Origin of the sequence: Mycobacterium sp. SMC-14, assembly GCF_046250075.1 — a bacterium.
Taxonomy (GTDB): domain Bacteria; phylum Actinomycetota; class Actinomycetes; order Mycobacteriales; family Mycobacteriaceae; genus Mycobacterium.
The window spans coordinates 1153652-1169231 of sequence record NZ_CP176429.1 but is presented as its reverse complement, the minus strand read 5'-3'; the positions used below and the strand labels follow the sequence as shown (position 1 = coordinate 1169231).

The 15580-nt window shown below is 67.5% G+C and carries 12 protein-coding genes; 7 read left to right on the top strand and 5 right to left on the bottom strand.

Annotation, left to right across the window (positions count from 1 at the left end):
* Positions 1 to 12: 12 nt before the first annotated feature.
* Positions 13 to 1029 (bottom strand): 4-hydroxy-3-methylbut-2-enyl diphosphate reductase, encoded by a 1017-nt coding sequence (locus ACKY0W_RS05630; protein ID WP_406758727.1) that lies wholly within the window; start codon positions 1027 to 1029, stop codon positions 13 to 15.
* Between the two features lie 96 nt (positions 1030 to 1125).
* On the opposite strand from ACKY0W_RS05630, the gene ACKY0W_RS05625 reads away from it, so the two are divergent.
* The 5 genes from ACKY0W_RS05625 (at position 1126) to ACKY0W_RS05605 (ending at position 7646) form a co-directional block, all read left to right on the top strand.
* Positions 1126 to 1713 carry a lipid droplet-associated protein gene (locus ACKY0W_RS05625; protein WP_409436734.1) on the top strand — a complete coding sequence of 196 codons (588 nt, stop codon included), beginning with the start codon at positions 1126 to 1128 and terminating at the stop codon, positions 1711 to 1713.
* Positions 1710 to 2966 carry an exodeoxyribonuclease VII large subunit gene (gene xseA / locus ACKY0W_RS05620; RefSeq protein ID WP_409436733.1) on the top strand — a complete coding sequence of 419 codons (1257 nt, stop codon included), beginning with the start codon at positions 1710 to 1712 and terminating at the stop codon, positions 2964 to 2966. Before ACKY0W_RS05625 ends, xseA begins: the two co-directional genes overlap by 4 nt.
* The gene (locus ACKY0W_RS05615) at positions 2956 to 3198 is read left to right on the top strand and encodes an exodeoxyribonuclease VII small subunit (RefSeq protein WP_409436732.1); all 243 of its coding nucleotides are present in this window, start codon (positions 2956 to 2958) and stop codon (positions 3196 to 3198) included. The genes xseA and ACKY0W_RS05615 overlap by 11 nt, the downstream gene beginning before the upstream one ends.
* 54 nt (positions 3199 to 3252) lie before the next feature.
* Complete coding sequence (locus ACKY0W_RS05610) at positions 3253 to 4362, top strand: NAD-dependent epimerase/dehydratase family protein (RefSeq protein ID WP_409436731.1); 1110 nt, start codon at positions 3253 to 3255, stop codon at positions 4360 to 4362.
* A gap of 74 nt (positions 4363 to 4436) precedes the next feature.
* Positions 4437 to 7646, top strand: a complete 3210-nt coding sequence (locus ACKY0W_RS05605; RefSeq protein ID WP_409436730.1) for an adenylate/guanylate cyclase domain-containing protein — start codon at positions 4437 to 4439, stop codon at positions 7644 to 7646.
* On the opposite strand, the gene ACKY0W_RS05600 is transcribed toward ACKY0W_RS05605, so the two are convergent.
* The 3 genes from ACKY0W_RS05600 to ACKY0W_RS05590 form a co-directional block, all read right to left on the bottom strand.
* A complete protein-coding gene (locus ACKY0W_RS05600) occupies positions 7627 to 9102 on the bottom strand; it encodes a PE-PPE domain-containing protein (protein ID WP_409436729.1) in 1476 nt (491 codons plus the stop codon). The two genes, ACKY0W_RS05605 and ACKY0W_RS05600, sit on opposite strands and share 20 nt — an antisense overlap.
* Positions 9103 to 9167: 65 nt before the next feature.
* Complete coding sequence (locus ACKY0W_RS05595) at positions 9168 to 9353, bottom strand: hypothetical protein (protein ID WP_409436728.1); 186 nt, start codon at positions 9351 to 9353, stop codon at positions 9168 to 9170.
* Between the two features lie 548 nt (positions 9354 to 9901).
* Positions 9902 to 12472, bottom strand: coding sequence for a LuxR C-terminal-related transcriptional regulator (locus ACKY0W_RS05590; RefSeq protein ID WP_409436727.1), 2571 nt, complete (start codon positions 12470 to 12472; stop codon positions 9902 to 9904).
* A 286-nt stretch (positions 12473 to 12758) separates the two neighbouring features.
* Here ACKY0W_RS05590 and ACKY0W_RS05585 point away from each other — a divergent pair, with 286 nt between their 5' ends.
* Complete coding sequence (locus tag ACKY0W_RS05585) at positions 12759 to 13808, top strand: NAD-dependent epimerase/dehydratase family protein (RefSeq protein ID WP_409436726.1); 1050 nt, start codon at positions 12759 to 12761, stop codon at positions 13806 to 13808.
* The gene (locus ACKY0W_RS05580; protein ID WP_409436725.1) at positions 13805 to 14893 is read left to right on the top strand and encodes an AI-2E family transporter; all 1089 of its coding nucleotides are present in this window, start codon (positions 13805 to 13807) and stop codon (positions 14891 to 14893) included. Before ACKY0W_RS05585 ends, ACKY0W_RS05580 begins: the two co-directional genes overlap by 4 nt.
* On the opposite strand, the gene ACKY0W_RS05575 is transcribed toward ACKY0W_RS05580, so the two are convergent.
* Entirely contained in the window at positions 14894 to 15523 is a 630-nt protein-coding gene (locus ACKY0W_RS05575) for a DUF4245 domain-containing protein (RefSeq protein ID WP_409436724.1), read from the bottom strand. It lies immediately after the preceding gene.
* Positions 15524 to 15580 lie beyond the last annotated feature (57 nt).

Genomic DNA, 15580 nt, shown 5'->3' with positions numbered 1-15580 from the left:
TAGCGCCGAACGCTAGCGGCGACTCGGCCGGATCTCGCGGGGCAAGGCGAACACCAGGGTCTCATTGGCGGTGGCCACCGGGAACACCGTGCCGTAGCCGTACTCGCCCAGCCGCTCCAACACACCGCGGACCAGGATCTCCGGCACCGACGCACCCGAGGTGACGCCGATGGTCTGCACCTCACCGGCCTCCGGGGCCAGCCACGCCGGGTCGATGTCTTCGGCGTAGTCCACCAGGTGGGCCGCGCGCGCACCGGCACCCAGCGCCACCTCGACCAGTCGGCAGGAGTTCGAGGAGTTCCGCGAGCCCACCACGATCACCAGCTCGCACTCCGGGGCCATCGCCTTGACCGCGGTCTGGCGGTTCTGGGTGGCGTAGCAGATGTCGTCGCTGGGCGGGTCCTGCAGGTTCGGGAACCGTTCACGCAGCTTGAGCACCGTCTGCATCGTCTCGTCGACGCTGAGCGTGGTCTGCGACAGCCACACGATCTTGTTCTCGTCGCGGACCTGCACCGAGTCCACCGCGTCCAGCCCGTCGACCAACTGCACGTCGTTGGGGGCCTCGCCGATGATCCCGACGACCTCTTCGTGGCCGGCGTGGCCGATCAGCAGGATGTCGTAGCCGTCGCGGGCGAATCGTTTGGCCTCGTTGTGCACCTTGGTCACCAGCGGGCAGGTCGCGTCGATCACCCGCAAGTTGCGGTCGGCGGCCGTTTCGTGCACGGTCGGGGCCACGCCGTGCGCGGAGAACACCACGATCGCGCCTTCGGGGACCTCGTCGGTCTCGTGCACGAAGACTGCGCCCTTGTTCGTCAGGGTGTCCACCACATGCTTGTTGTGCACGATCTCGTGCCGCACGTATACCGGAGCTCCGTGCTTCTCCAGTGCCCGCTCGACGGTCTCGACCGCCCGGTCCACGCCCGCGCAGTACCCGCGTGGCTCCGCCAGCAGCACCCGCTTACCGGCGGGGGCGCCGCTCGCCCGCGCGGCTGAACTGTAGGCGATCTCCACGTCGACGGTTTGGGGCATGGCAACCAGCGTACGGTCTGCCGACACGAGACCGCCAGCTCGCGTCAGGCCGGTCAATACTTGGAGATGACCGGCAGGTAAGGCAGGCTGGGGGCCATGGCAAACGCACCCTTTGGAGTCCGGCTTCTGGTCGGCGCGGCCACCGTCGCGGTCGAGGAGACCCTGAAGCTGCCGCAAACCATCCTGACCTACCCGATGACGCTGGCCAGCCAGGCCGCGCACGCGGTGATGCGCTGGCAGCAGGGTATGGCTGAGCTGGTCAACAAGGGCGACACCACCCTCGAGTCGCTGTTCCCGCCGAAGGATGAGCAACCGGAGTGGGCGACCTTCGACGACGACGTGGAGGACAGCGTCGACGGCGCGGCCGTGACCTTCGATGACGACGACGACGCCAGCCCGCGTACCGACGGGCGGTTCGCCCTCTATTCGTTCAGCGAGGACGGGGCTACCCCGCCCGTGGAGAACGGCGCGCCGAGCAAGACCGTGAGCTCCGACGTGCCCGTCCCCGACCTGGTCGACGAACTGGACTACGGCTCGCTGACCCTGGCCCAGCTGCGGGCCCGGCTGGCCTCGCTCAGCCTCGACGAGCTGGAGACCCTGCTCGCCTACGAAGAGGCCACCAAGGCCCGGGCACCGTTCCAGACGCTGCTGGCCAACAGGATCACCCGCACCACCGCAAAGTGACCGCCCCCGCGCCGGGCGAATCCGCCGAGACCCCGTTCCCGGTCCGCGCGGTTGCCATCCGGGTCAAGGGCTGGATCGACCGGCTGGGATCGGTGTGGGTGGAAGGGCAGCTCACCCAGATCAACCTGCGCCCGGGCGTGCGGACGGTGTTCATGGTGCTGCGCGACCCCGCCGCCGACATGTCCCTGACGGTGACGTGCAGCCCCGAACTGGTGGCTTCAGCGCCGGTCAAGCTGACCGAAGGCACCCAGGTGGTGGTCTGCGGCAAACCCAACTTCTACACCGCCCGGGGCACCTTCTCGCTGCGCCTGACCGAGATCCGTGCCGTCGGCATCGGTGAGCTGCTGGCCCGCATCGAGCGGCTGCGCCGGCTGCTGGACGCCGAGGGACTCTTCGATCCACGACTCAAACGGCCCCTGCCATTCCTGCCGGGCACGATCGGCCTGATCACCGGGCGCGCCAGTGCCGCCGAGCGCGATGTCATGGCGGTGGCCGGCACCCGGTGGCCAGCGGTGCGCTTCGCGGTGCGCAACACCGCCGTGCAGGGCCCGACCGCCGTCACCCAGATCGTCGAGGCGCTGCGCGAGCTGGACGCCGACCCGGCCGTGGAGGTGATCGTGCTGGCCCGCGGCGGCGGCAGCGTCGAGGACCTGCTGCCGTTCTCCGACGAAACCCTGTGCCGGGCCATCGCGGCGTGCCGTACCCCGGTGGTCAGCGCGATCGGTCACGAACCCGACAGCCCGTTGTGCGATTTGGTCGCCGACCTGCGCGCAGCCACCCCCACCGATGCGGCGAAGCGGATCGTCCCGGACGCCGCCGCCGAACAGGCCCTGGTCGATGACCTGCGGCGACGCAGCGCGCAGGCCGTACGCAACTGGGTGGTGCGCGAGGACCGGGTGCTGATGCAGCTGCGTAGCCGGCCGGTGCTGGCCGACCCGCTGCGCGCGCTGACCGAGCGCGGCGAAGAGGTGCGGCGGGCGCTGGCCGCGGTGCGCCGTGATGTCGCCCGGCTGATCGCCGTCCAGAGCGAACGGGTGGGGCACCTGTCGGCGCGGCTGGCTACCCTGGGCCCGGCCGCGACCTTGGCGCGCGGCTACGCGGTCGTCCAGACTGTCGGCGCGGCGGGGCCGCACGTACTGCGGTCGGTCGACGATGCGGCGGCCGGCACCCGACTGCGAATCCGGGTGGCCGACGGGGCCGTCGCGGCAACGAGTGAGGGGCGACTTCTTGAAGGACCCAGCGATGGCAGCTGAGCAAGCCGATCCGGTGACACCCGTTAGTGAGCTTGGCTATGAGCAATGCCGCGACGAGCTGATCGATGTGGTGCAGCGGCTGGAGCAGGGCGGGATGGATCTCGACGCGTCGCTGAGCCTGTGGGAACGGGGCGAGCAGCTGGCCAAGCGGTGTGAAGAGCACCTGGCCGGCGCCCGGCGCCGGGTGCAGGAAGCGCTGGACTCCGAGCCCGGCGATGACGCCCGCGGGTGACTTCCCTCTTTACAAGACCACGGGAACTGAAACACGTTCAGTTATGCTCGCCCGATGGGTGATCCTTCACTGACTACTGAACTGGGCCGGGTACTGGTCACCGGCGGCTCCGGCTTCGTCGGGACCAATTTCGTCAAGACCCTGTTGGAACGCGGCTACCAGGTGCGCTCTTTCGACCGCGCACCGTCGAGCCTGCCCGACCACCCCAACTTGCAGAAGCTCGAAGGCGACATCTGCGACGCGCAGACGGTGGCCGCGGCGGTCACCGACATCGACACCGTGTTCCACACCGCCGCGATCATCGATCTGCAGGGCGGCGCGAAGGTCACCGACGAGATCCGCCGGCGCAGCTTCGCCGTCAACGTGGACGGCACCAAGAACCTGGTGCAGGCCGGACAGCGGGCCGGGGTGAAGCGGTTCGTCTACACCGCCTCCAACAGCGTCGTGATGGGCGGCAAGGCCATCTCCGGCGGAGACGAAACCATGGCCTACACCACCAAGTTCAACGACCTCTACACCGAGACCAAGGCGGTCGCCGAGAAGTTCGTGCTCGGCGAGAACGGTGTCGAGGGCATGCTGACCTGTGCGATCCGGCCGTCGGGCATCTGGGGCGACGGCGACCAGACCATGTTCCGCAAGCTGTTCGAAAGCGTGGTCGCCGGGCACGTCAAGGTGTTGGTCGGCAGCAAGCGCGCCAAACTCGACAACTCCTACGTGCACAACCTGATTCACGGCTTCATCCTGGCCGCCGAGCACCTGGTCCCCGGCGGATCGGCACCCGGCCAGGCCTACTTCATCAACGACGGTGAACCGATCAACATGTTCGAGTTCGCTCGACCGGTCATGGAGGCGTGCGGAGAGCGCTGGCCCCGGATCCGGGTCTCCGGCCGGATGGTGCGCGACGCGATGTTCGCCTGGCAGTGGCTGCACTTCCGGTTCGGCCTGCCCGAGCCGATGTTGGAACCCGGTGCGGTGGAACGGCTTTACCTCAACAACTACTTCTCGATCGCCAAGGCCGGCCGCGACCTCGGCTACCAGCCGTTGTTCACCACCGAGCAGGCCATGGCCGACTGCATGCCCTACTACAAGAAGCTTTTCGAGGTAGTCAAGGCCGAGGCGAATCCGCACCTGGCGACCGTGGTCGCCGAGCCGCACCCGGAGTAGCCCCAGCTCAGCGCCGGGAAGTTTCTCGGCGAACGCGGTATCCAGCTATGGGTCCGCGGTGACACGATAACGACGTGAACGGCGTTGGGCCGCTGTCGGAACTGCCAGCTTTGGTGTGCAGTTCATGCGGCACTGGGCTGCCCGCGACCTTCAAGTTCTGCAATGAGTGCGGAGCGGCGGTTCTGGCCGCACCGATACCGGCTGAATACAAGCAGGTGACGGTGCTGTTCGCCGACGTGGTGCACTGGATGGACATCGCCGCGGCGGTGGGTTCCGAGCGGTTGCGCGAGATCATGGCCGACCTCGCCGACCGCTGCGCGGCGGTGGTACAGCGCTACGGCAGCACGGTCGCACAGTGGACGGGCGACGGGATCATGGCGGTGTTCGGCGCCCCGGTCGCCGTGGAAGACCATGCCGTGCGGGCCTGCCTGGCGGCGTTGGATATTCAGGAGGAGTCGAAGCGGCTTGCCGTCGAGGTCGCCGAGCGCGACGGCATCGAGCTGCGGCTGCGAGTCGGGTTGAACTCCGGTGAGGTGATCGCGGGCGGGATCGGCTCGGGACAGTTCGGCTACGCCGCGGTGGGTGAGCAGGTCGGCATGGCCCAGCGGATGGAGTCGGTCGCGCCGCCGGGCGCGATCATGCTGAGCACGTCGACAGCCGGGCTGGTCGAGGGCACGGCGGCACTGGGTGATGTCGAGTGGGTTCGGATCAAGGGCGCCTCGGAACCGGTGCCCGCCCGCCGCCTGTTGGGCATGGCCAAGCGGCATCGCGCGGTCCGGCGGGCGGAGTCCAGCCTGATCGGCCGGCGCGGGGAGCTGGCCACCGTAGCGGCGATGGTGGACCGCGCAGTCCACGGTCACGGCGCTGTGGCCAGTGTGGTGGGGGCGCCGGGCATCGGGAAGAGCCGGATGGCCCGGGAGGTCGCGGCGGCCGCGGCAGGTCGCGGCGTGAAGGTGGTGTGGGCATTCTGCGAGTCGCATGCCGGTGACATCCCGTTCCAGGCCGTGTCGAGGCTGCTGCGGGCGAGCATCGGCGTGGATGACCGGCGGGACGAGGACGCCCGCGCACGGGTCCGCGACCGCTTTGGGCACGGCGACGCGCAGGATCTGCTGCTGCTCGATGATCTGCTGGGTATCGCCGACCCTGATGTGACACCGCCCCAGATCGACGCCGATACCCGCCGCGGCCGGCTGACAGCTCTGATCAACTCGGCGTCGTTGGCCCGCACCGAACCAACTCTGTTCATCATCGAGGATGCGCACTGGATCGATGCCGTCAGCGATTCTCTGATCGCCGACTTCTTGGCGGTGCTCCCCCGCACCCCCTCGATGGTGCTGATCACCTACCGCCCCGACTACCGCGGCGCACTGACACATCTACCCGATGCACAGAAAATAGTCCTTGCCCCGCTGGATGATTCGGACATCACGGCACTGACCGGCGAGCTGTTGGGATCGGATCCGTCGGTCGGCGAGCTGGCCGCGATCATCGCCGGGCGAGCCGCCGGAAATCCGTTCTTCGCCGAGGAGATGGTGCGCGAGTTGGCCCAGCGCGGGGCGCTGGCCGGCGAACACGGTGGCTACGTCTGCCGGACGCGGGCCGCGGACGTCACGGTGCCGCCGACGGTGCAGGCGGCCATCGAGGCGCGCACCGACCAGCTCAGCAGCGGGGCCAAACGAACATTGAACGCAGCCTCGGTGATCGGGGCCCGCTTCGGCGCGGAGCTGCTGCCCGCACTGGGCGTCGATGCGGTGTTCGACGAGTTGCTCGAGGCGGAGCTGATCGATGAGGTTGATCTCACCGCGAGTGCCGAGTACGCCTTTCGGCATCCGTTGATCCGCACGGTGGTCTACGAATCGCAGCTCAAGTCCGATCGCGCTCACTGGCACCGAAAGCTGGCCGCCGCGATCCAAGAACGGGCTCCCGGCTCGCTGGAGGACAACGCTGCGCTGATAGCCGAACATCTGCAGGCTGCGGGTGAACTGCGCGCGGCGTATGCCTGGCACATGCGCGCCGGGGCATGGTCCACCAACCGCGATCTGGTCGCGGCCCGGGGCAGCTGGGAACGAGCCCGCCGGATCGCCGACGCGCTACCGACAGCGGACCCAGAATATTTGTCGATGCGCATCGCCCCGCGAACCATGTTGTGCGCCACCGACTGGCAAGCCCGAGAAGTCCAGGAAAGCCGCAGTCGCTTCGAGGAACTGCAGGAGTTGTGCGACGCGGCCGGCGACCAGGTGTCGCTGGCCATCGGGATGACCGCGCTGGCCACCGAGCTGCTCTACGCGGGCCGCTCACATGAGGGCGCGCAGCTGGCATCCCAGCAGATGGCACTGTTCGAGTCGATCGGCGATCGCTCCCCGACCATGGGCTTGGCGTTCATGGCGTTCGTCAACTGGCTCTGTGTCGGTGAATTCGGCGAGATCTTGCGGTGGTCGCAGACCATCGTCGACCTGGCCGAGGGCGACCCCGCCAAGGGCGCCAACTTCGGTGTGGGATCACCTCTCGCGATCGCACTGGCATGGCGTGGCAGTGCCCGGTGGTGGCTCGGCCGTGCCGGATGGCTCCAAGACCTCCACGATGCCGTTGCGATGGCCCTGCGCAGCAACGCGGAAACCCTGGGCAGCACCGTCGCCTGGACCTACGGTTTCGCGTTGCAGTACGGGGTGCTTCGCCCCAGCGCCGCCGCGCAACGCGCGTGCGAGGAGGCGGTGCAGTCCGCCCAACGGGCCAGCAGCGATCGCGCACTCGGGCTGGCCGGCTATGCGCTCGGAGTCGTGCTGATCAATCGGGACAACGCCACCGATCGTCATCGGGGGCTGGAATTGATCCTGCAGAGCCGCGACATCTGGCTGCGCAAGCGCGCCCTCTTCCTCATCCCGGTGACCGACGTGTGGGCCGCCCGGGAGACCGCCCGCAGCGGTGACTGCGACGCCGCCATCACGGCGATGCGCGAAGCGGTCGACGACTTGCGTAACGCCGGCAATGTCTTCTACGGCGTGTGGGGCACCGGCGTCCTGGTGGAGACACTGCTGGAGCGCGGCGCCGAGGGCGACCTGACCGAAGCCGACGAGGCACTTCACTGGTTGGCGAGCCTCCCGGCGGGTCAAAGCTCGGCGATGTGCGAGATCGCCCTGCTGCGGCTGACTGCACTGCTGTGCCGTGCACGCGGTGACGTCGTGGCCGGCGCCGAAGCGGTGAATCGCTATCGCGCCCTGGCGGAATCGCTCGGCTTCGAACTCCATACCGACTGGGCGAGGGCGCTTAGGAGAACAGCTCCATGAAGTTGTCCAGGGTGCCGATGGCCGCGAACAGTGCCGGTGGAGCCCCGAGCAGCAGATCGAACGGGACCAGACCTGAATACGCCGCCAGTGGAAGCCCGATCGCGTCAAGAAGGTCACCGGCCAGCAGCTGGTCGACAAAGATGTTAGCGGCGTATGCGGGGAGGCTGGTGAACAGCGCACCGACCGCGTCGGCTGCGGGCAGCAGCGCCGAGTAGTCGTAGGCCAGCGTGCTGTTGATCATGGTGATGATGTCGGCCACCGGTGAATTGAGCGTCACGTCGGAAACCGGGAAGCCGGCGAGCGTGAGGAGCCCCTCCATCACATCGTCAAACGTCGGGTTCTCCGGAGCGAATCCGTGGGTGTAGATGGAGTCCGCGAACGGCAGCCATGGCGCGATCTGCTCTTCGTAGCTGACCGGATTCGCAATGGCGTTGAGGGCGTCGGTGATTCCCTGCTGCAAGCCATTACCCAGTGCCGTAGAAAGCTGGCCCAGGTCGATCTGCGGGAACAACCCGAACGTCGTGGGGACATTCGCCGGCCCCTGATTCCATCCTTCGTCGATGCTGCCGTAGCCCAGGTTCACCAGGATCCGAGTGACGGGCTCCAGCAGGTCATACAGGGGCTGGCCGATCCCGGGGAGGAACAGCAGCGGCATCAGCAACGGCAGGCTCGCGCTCGGAATCATGTAGTAGTCGGTGAGGCCTTCGCCGGACAGCGCCTCGGATCCCGGCAGCAGAATCGCACTTTCGGCCTGCTCCGGGGTGAGGTTCGCATAGATGAAGTGCTGGGTGAAGTTTCCTATCAGGGCGTTGAGGACCGACAACAGATTGAGCGGGTAATGCGGAAAGTCGGCGCTGGCGTCGTATTCGAGACTGTAGATGTCGGTCGGATACAGATCCGACGGGGTCGGGGGGCTGAACGGGAAGTTCGCGGCGGTGAAGGCCCAGTTGTTGCCGGCCGGAAAATCGAAGGTGTTCAACAGGCCGCCGTTGGGGTTGTTGACATCGCCCACCAGCACGAAGTGCACCAGGTCGCTGGGGACACCCGCGTCGCGGAGTTGCGGCATGATCTGCGAGGCCACCGCGGCGCTCTGCGAGTAGCCGAAAACCACGAGGGGATTCTCCGATGTCACCCCGCCGGCAGCGATCTGGTTTTGGATGTCGGAGAGCATGATCGGTTGTCCGTGGCTCACCGACGCCCCGAATCCCATGCTCTTGACACCGGTGATCGGATAGAGCTCGTTGGGCAGCAGCGCGGCCTGCATCGTGCCGGTGAAGCCGCCCGGCTGCAGATACAGCGTGTTGATCGCATCGAGAAACTGCGGGGGCGGCAGCATCGGGCCACCGCTGCCGTCATACACCAACGCCGTACCGCCGCCGGCGAGTTGGATATCCCGGGCCTGCGGGGCGGACGATGCCGCCACCGGGGGGACGGCGATCAGGCTGGTGCCGGCCACCACCGCACTTATGGCGAGTAAGGCGACCGGCAAAGTCGGTGTACGCCTCATCGTCCTTCGCGCCGTCACAGTCGGCGCATCTCTCGCGCCAAGGCGGCATTCTCGAGAAAGGAGCTGAGGTCCGGCGGATAGTGGATCCGTTCCGGCCGAGTTCCCATGTGGAACATCGCCACGACGGCTTCGATCGCATGAAGGTGCTTGAGGTGCGGCACGTGCAACGGATGGGCGTGTACCGCAGACAACGTGGACATGATGGGTCTTCTTTCTGCTGCACTGTGATCGGAGAATCGTGACTCTGTTCCGATACGCAGTACGCAGTAGACGACTACTGCAATCTCCCCCGGTTGCACTGGCGCAATACCGAGCTCATCCCCTGCGCCCACGCGACGATTTTTCTCGGACGGATGCGCGAACCGCAGCAATCCACTTCAGCGATGACGAAGTCACCCGCATTCGTGATGGGACCGGCCTTTCAACAATGTCGCTACCGCCCAAGGAATTCGAGGCTGACCGCCTATGCCTGCGCCCACTGCAATGCTGTCCGGTGCACCTCTTCAACGGAGCCCCTGAACAGCTGGATGACTTGCAGGTTCAGGTCATAATGCGTCGCGACCCAGCCGATACCGCGTTCGCAGTCAACGCGCAGCAAGGTGCCGTCTTTGGCCCAATCGTGACCGCACGATCGTGGGGCAATCATGTCAACCCTCCCCGCTTGGTTCCTGGTAACGAGGCGTCCATATCAATCATCACGGGCATGGGGCGGCTGTAGTTCAGTGGTGCACTACTGCAGTCTCCGGACCTACGGGCGGTGGGGTCGCAGGGCTGCGAGTTCGTCACGGCAGTTGGTGTCCGTCTTCAACATGGCCCGGTAGATGTGGCTTTCGACAGTGCGAACGGAAACGGTCAGCCGCTCGGCAATCTCCCGGTTGGACAATCCCGCGCTGATCAACATCACGATCTCTTGCTCGCGATCGGTGAGAGGCAAGGGCTGCGCGGCCTGGCGCAGCGCCGGGGTGCTCGCGCCACCGCATTGTTCGGCCAGGGCGGCGGCGCGGGTCGAGCAGACCAACGCTGTTCCGCGCAGGTCTTGGCGGCGGTACTCGATCGCTGCCTGGGCGGCAGCATCGACCGCGGCAACCAGGTCCCCCATACGCTCGAAGTCCAGCGATACCACGGCCATTTCCCCGGCATCTCCGTCGCGTAGCGCGGCGGAGAACCGGGCTGCCAGGCCTACCCGCGGCCCCTCGACGACATCTTCGAGCTCGCGCAGCCGGGCGGCACCGGTGCGATCCCCGAACTGAGCGGCGGTCTGCAGACAGATCACTTCCGCCGCGAACTGCCCTTTGGCAGCGGCGGCCTGGGCCGCCGACCTGACGACGGCGATCGCCTCCCTGACTGCGCCCTGGCCGGCGACCACCCACGCCCGGGCCAGGCTCCGGTCACAATCGAGCAGGCGGAACGGACGTGGCGGCTTGTCGAGCGTGGCGAGGGCAGCGGCAGCCTCATCGGTTGCACCACGCATGGCTGACGCGGTGATGCCCGGCACCAGATAGCGGTATCCCCAACCGATGGCATGGCTGGCGGACAATCCTGCTTCCGCCTGCTCCAGCAGCCGGCACGCGGCGTCCAGGCGGCCCGCACCCAGGGCCGCCAGGCCCGCCACGGCGACACCGAGCGACCCCGCCGCCCCTGGCAGCTCGGCTGCCTGCCGGCGGACCCGCTCGGCCGCCTCGACGGCATCGCCTACCCGTCCCGCCATCAGCAAGGCGCCGACATGTGCGTCGGCGATGTTGAAACTCATCTGCGGAGCGTCAAGAGAACGGACCGCGGCGCCATACCCGGCCTCCGCGGTGGCCACGGCCTCGGCTGTTCGCCCCGCGTCCGCGGCGATGGCGGCAAGCACCCAGGCAATCTCGGCGCCGACAACGGCGGGCAACTCCTCCATCTCAAGCACTTCGGCGGCCTGCCTCGCCGCATCCGGGCGGTCCACGGCAAACCAGTACACCGTGAGGAAGGCATCGATGTAACTGCGCGCCTGCCGCGGCACGGTGCGCGAAGCCTCATCGATGATTTCCTTCGCCCGCGCGGGCTCACCGAGCGCCCAGAGCATGTTGCTGGCCCGCAGAAACGCCAACTGGGCCCGCTCGCCGTCGGCCAAGTCGCTGGCGGCGATCTCGGCGAGCACACTGTCGGCCTCCCGGCCACGGCCCAGCCACGACAATGCGTGTGCACGAACGAAACTCGACTCCGGCCCGCCACCGCCGCGGATCGCCGCTCCGGCAAGTCGTTCGGCGAGGGGCAAGTCCGCCAGCCAGACGGCGCCACGAGCCGCCCGGATCAGCAATTCGGCGTCGGGGGTGAGGTCGGAGTCGAGACTGAGGGTGGCGCGGCGCACCACCACCTGAATGTCGTCTCGATCTTCGGCTTTGGCGAGTTCAGTGGCCACCACTCCGCGCAGCCGCCGTAGCCGGGTGGCCGGCGCGCGGGTGCGGCGCACTTCACCGTAGAGCGGATGCGCGACCCGTACCAGAACACCTCCGACGCTGGGCTCCAGCGTGATCAGGCCGCGAGTATCGGCCTCCTCGACCGCGACAGGGTCGGTGATCCGGGTCAGGGCGGCCAGGTCGATTGGCTCCCCGACTGCCAGCACGTCGATCACATCGCTGATCGGGCCGGGCAGGGTTCCGAAGCGAGATTCGATGAGCTCGACCAGGCTGAGCGGCATGATCGGATCCCCGATCCACCGCCAATAGCCGCACTGTTGCGTGATCCGGCCATCGGCGACCTCCTGCTCGACGATGTGTCGAAGATACAACACGTTGCCGTGAGTCAGCTTCCAGAGCCGCTGCACCGCATCAGGATCCACCGGTCCCGCCATAGCCGCCGACAGCAACGTGGTGGTCTCCTCGATCGACAACGGCTGCAGGTCGAGCCGTTCGAACCGACCAGAGGTCCAAATCTCACGTACCGCAGCGGGAATGGGCTCACCGTCGCGGACGGTGAGAATCACTTTCGCCAGGTTCCGCTGCACGATCTGGTGCACGACGAAGGCCGACAGGTCGTCGAGCAGATGCGCGTCATCGACGCCCACCACAACCGTGGCGCCGGCAGGGGGGGCCACCAGCGATTCGATCACCCCCCGCAACAGCTGGACCGTGTCGGTGACACCCGGCGGCATCCACGCCGCGAAGGCGCCGAGTGGAATTGCGCGCGCAGCAGATGTGCCGACCGCCCAACGTGTTTCACTGCCCCGCGACTCGGCAGCCGACAGTGCCTCACGTGCGATCCGGCTCTTCCCCACACCCGAGACGCCATGGACAACGATTCCGGAGACATCCGTGGCCACGAGCGCAGTCTCCAGAGTCCGCATCTCCGCCGGACGGGCGGTCAAAGGCCACGACAAACGCACGATCCCGCCCCGATTGTCACGCTCATCGCTACGCCGCCGATCCGGAATTCATCCGATCGGAAAAGAATAGACTTATCCACCCTGACCAGCTGCTTATCGGGAAATTAGGACTCCGTGCAGTAACCAGGCCCCAGACCGCCCGCGTCCTTCCCGACGCGACATTCCGCGAGGTGTTTACCCGGAAGATCGATCGCTGCGCCGAGTTTCCCGGCAAAATCGCGAGAACACTTTCCAATCGAGGGGTCTCATGGACACGGTCCTGGTCACCGGCGCGTTCGGGCTGGTCGGTTCGGCGGTGGTGCGTCGGTTGGCCGCCGAGGGCCGCGCCGTTGTCGCGACCGACCTCGACATCCCGGCCAACCGCAAGGCGGTCGCCGCGCTGCCGGCGTCGGTGCAGGTGCGCTACGCCGACCTGACCGATCCGGCGGCCGTCGACGCGCTGGTCGGCACTGTCCGGCCCGCCGCGATCATCCACCTGGCGGCGGTGATCCCGCCGTTCATCTACATGCGCCGCGACCTGGCGCGCCGCGTCAACGTCGAGGCCACCGGGCACCTGTTGTCAGCGGCCGGCGCCGAAACTAAACCGCCCCGACTGGTGCAGGCCTCCAGCATCGCGGTGTACGGGTCACGCAACCCGCACACCGTCTCGGGCGTGCTGACCGCCGACACCCCGACCAATCCCGCCGACGTTTACGGTGACCACAAACTGCAGGCCGAACAACTGGTGCGCGCCTCGCCGCTGGACTGGGTGATCCTGCGGTTGGGTGGGGTTATCACCGTCGACCCGGGCTCCTACATGAAGCTCGACAACCTGTACTTCGAGCAGCTGCTCCCCACCGACGGCAGGCTGCAGACCGTCGATGTGCGCGACGTCGCCGCGGCGTTCGTCGCGGCCACCACCGCGCCCGTCGTCGGGGAAACCCTGCTGATCGGCGGCGACGACTCGCATCGCCAGATCCAGGGCGACGTCGCGCCGGCGATGGCCGCCGCATTGGGCCTGGTCAACGGCCTGCCCGTCGGGCTGCCCGGCAATCCCGACCATGACGCGGACTGGTTCAACACCGACTGGATGGACTCGCGGCGCGCCCAGGAGGCCCTGGGTTTCCAGCACCATTCCTGGCCGGAGATGTTGGCCGAGACGGCGGCCCGAGCCGGCGCCCAGCGCTACCTGCTGCGGGCCGTCGCTCCGCTGGCCCGCCCCGTACTACGAACCCGCTCCCCCTACTACCGCAATGGCCAGCGGTTCGCCGAACCCTGGCAGGCCATCGCCGACAAATGGAGTGACCCGCGCCCATGAATCACGAATTCACTCCCACCCAACGACGGGCGCTGGCGGTCTTCACCGTGATCGCGCTGATGTTCGGCGCCTATTTCCTGCGCACCTACTTTGTGCTGATCGTGGTGGCCGCGGTCGGCGCCTACCTGTTCACCCCGTTGTTCCGGCTGCTCAACCGCAGGGTGTCTACCGGGCTGGCGGCCACCGGGACCCTGTTGGCGGCCCTGGTCGCCGTCATCGTCCCGGTCGGATTGTCGGTCTTTCTGGCCGTCGTGCAGATCTCTCGCACGGTCGGCGAGGTGGCCGAATGGGTGCAGGCGACCGATCCCAACGCGCTGGGCGACAAGGTGCTGAAGTTCATCAACGGCGTGCTGGCCAAGGTGCCGTTCGTGCACGTCGAGCTGACCATGGAATCGCTGCGCGGGGCGATGGTGAACGTGGCGCAGAAGGGCGGCGAGCTGCTGCTGCACGTGTTGCAGGGCGCCGTCGGCGGAGTGGTGGGCGCGGTCACCTCGGCGATCATCTTCTTGTACGTGTTCCTCGCGCTGCTGACCCACCGCGAGGAACTGCACACCCTGATTCGCCGGCTCAACCCGCTCGGCGCCGAGGTGACCGATCTGTACCTGGCCAAGATGGGCTCGATGGTGCGCGGCACCGTCGGCGGACAGTTCGTGATCGCGTTCTGCCAAGGCGTCGCCGGAGCCGCGTCCATCTACATCGGCGGATTCCACCAGGCGTTCTTCATCTTCGCGATCGTGCTGACCGCGCTGTCGATCATCCCGCTCGGCGGAGGCATCGTGACCATGCCGTTCGGCATCGGCATGGCACTGTTCGGCAACGTCATCGGCGGGCTGTTCGTGTTCTTCTTCCACCTGGTCGTGGTGACCAACATCGACAACTTCCTGCGCCCGGTCTTGGTGCCGCGCGACGCCCGGCTCAATTCCGCACTGATGCTGCTGGCCGTCTTCGCCGGCATCGCCATGTTCGGCTTCTGGGGCATCGTGATCGGCCCGGTCCTGATGATCATCATCGTCACCACCATCGACGTGTACCTGGCAGCGTTCTCCAGCGACGAGACCAGCGAGGAGCTGTTGGCAGAGGGTTAGCTACCGAGTCGCCGGCAGCGGCGGCTGTGACTGCACGGCCGCCGCCACAGTCCGGAACAGCTCGGGTCCGCCCGCACCGGAGATCGCCAACTGGGCCGCGCCGGCCTTTGCGGCCAACCGGGTGGTCCACACCGGGTCGCCGTCGCCTTGGTACACCACCCAGCGGGTGCCGTCGACGTCCTCGCTGCCGGTCGGGTGTAGTCCGGGGCTGATGGAGGCGACCAGCGGGACCTCGTCGGCGTTGCTCTGCGTCAGGCTGACGTACATCCCGGTCGGGCTGACGTAGCCCACCCGCGAGGTGACCGCGCGTAACCGCTGGCCTTTAGCGTCGCTGCGCCCATCGGTGATGCTGCCGCGGGAGCCGGAATTGGGCTGCCACCCCTCGGGCAGCTGCGGCAGTCGGACCGGGAACCCCAGGGTCTGCGCATCGGCCTTCACCGCCGTGGCAGCGTCGTAGGACGGCACCGGGCCGGCGGTGATCCCACCCGGCCGAAACGCGCACGTCCCGGCCAGACCGGCCAGCGCGACGCAGGCCAACACCAGCGGCACGATCGACCAGAACATGTCACGCCAGTCCTGCAGTATGCGTGGTTTGGCAGGCTTGGGCGCCGGCTGGGGCTCATTACTCACGGAAGCCAGTATCCCAGCTCAACAGTGCGAATCCGGCTCTGGGAGAATCAACAGCCG

Coding starts and splice junctions, on each gene's coding strand:
- ACKY0W_RS05630 (WP_406758727.1), bottom strand. CDS start 1,029: ATGCCCCAAACCGTCGACGTGGAGATCGCCTACAGTTCAGCCGCGCGG.
- ACKY0W_RS05625 (WP_409436734.1), top strand. CDS start 1,126: ATGGCAAACGCACCCTTTGGAGTCCGGCTTCTGGTCGGCGCGGCCACC.
- ACKY0W_RS05615 (WP_409436732.1), top strand. CDS start 2,956: ATGGCAGCTGAGCAAGCCGATCCGGTGACACCCGTTAGTGAGCTTGGC.
- ACKY0W_RS05610 (WP_409436731.1), top strand. CDS start 3,253: ATGGGTGATCCTTCACTGACTACTGAACTGGGCCGGGTACTGGTCACC.
- ACKY0W_RS05595 (WP_409436728.1), bottom strand. CDS start 9,353: ATGTCCACGTTGTCTGCGGTACACGCCCATCCGTTGCACGTGCCGCAC.
- ACKY0W_RS05590 (WP_409436727.1), bottom strand. CDS start 12,472: ATGCGGACTCTGGAGACTGCGCTCGTGGCCACGGATGTCTCCGGAATC.
- ACKY0W_RS05585 (WP_409436726.1), top strand. CDS start 12,759: ATGGACACGGTCCTGGTCACCGGCGCGTTCGGGCTGGTCGGTTCGGCG.
- ACKY0W_RS05580 (WP_409436725.1), top strand. CDS start 13,805: ATGAATCACGAATTCACTCCCACCCAACGACGGGCGCTGGCGGTCTTC.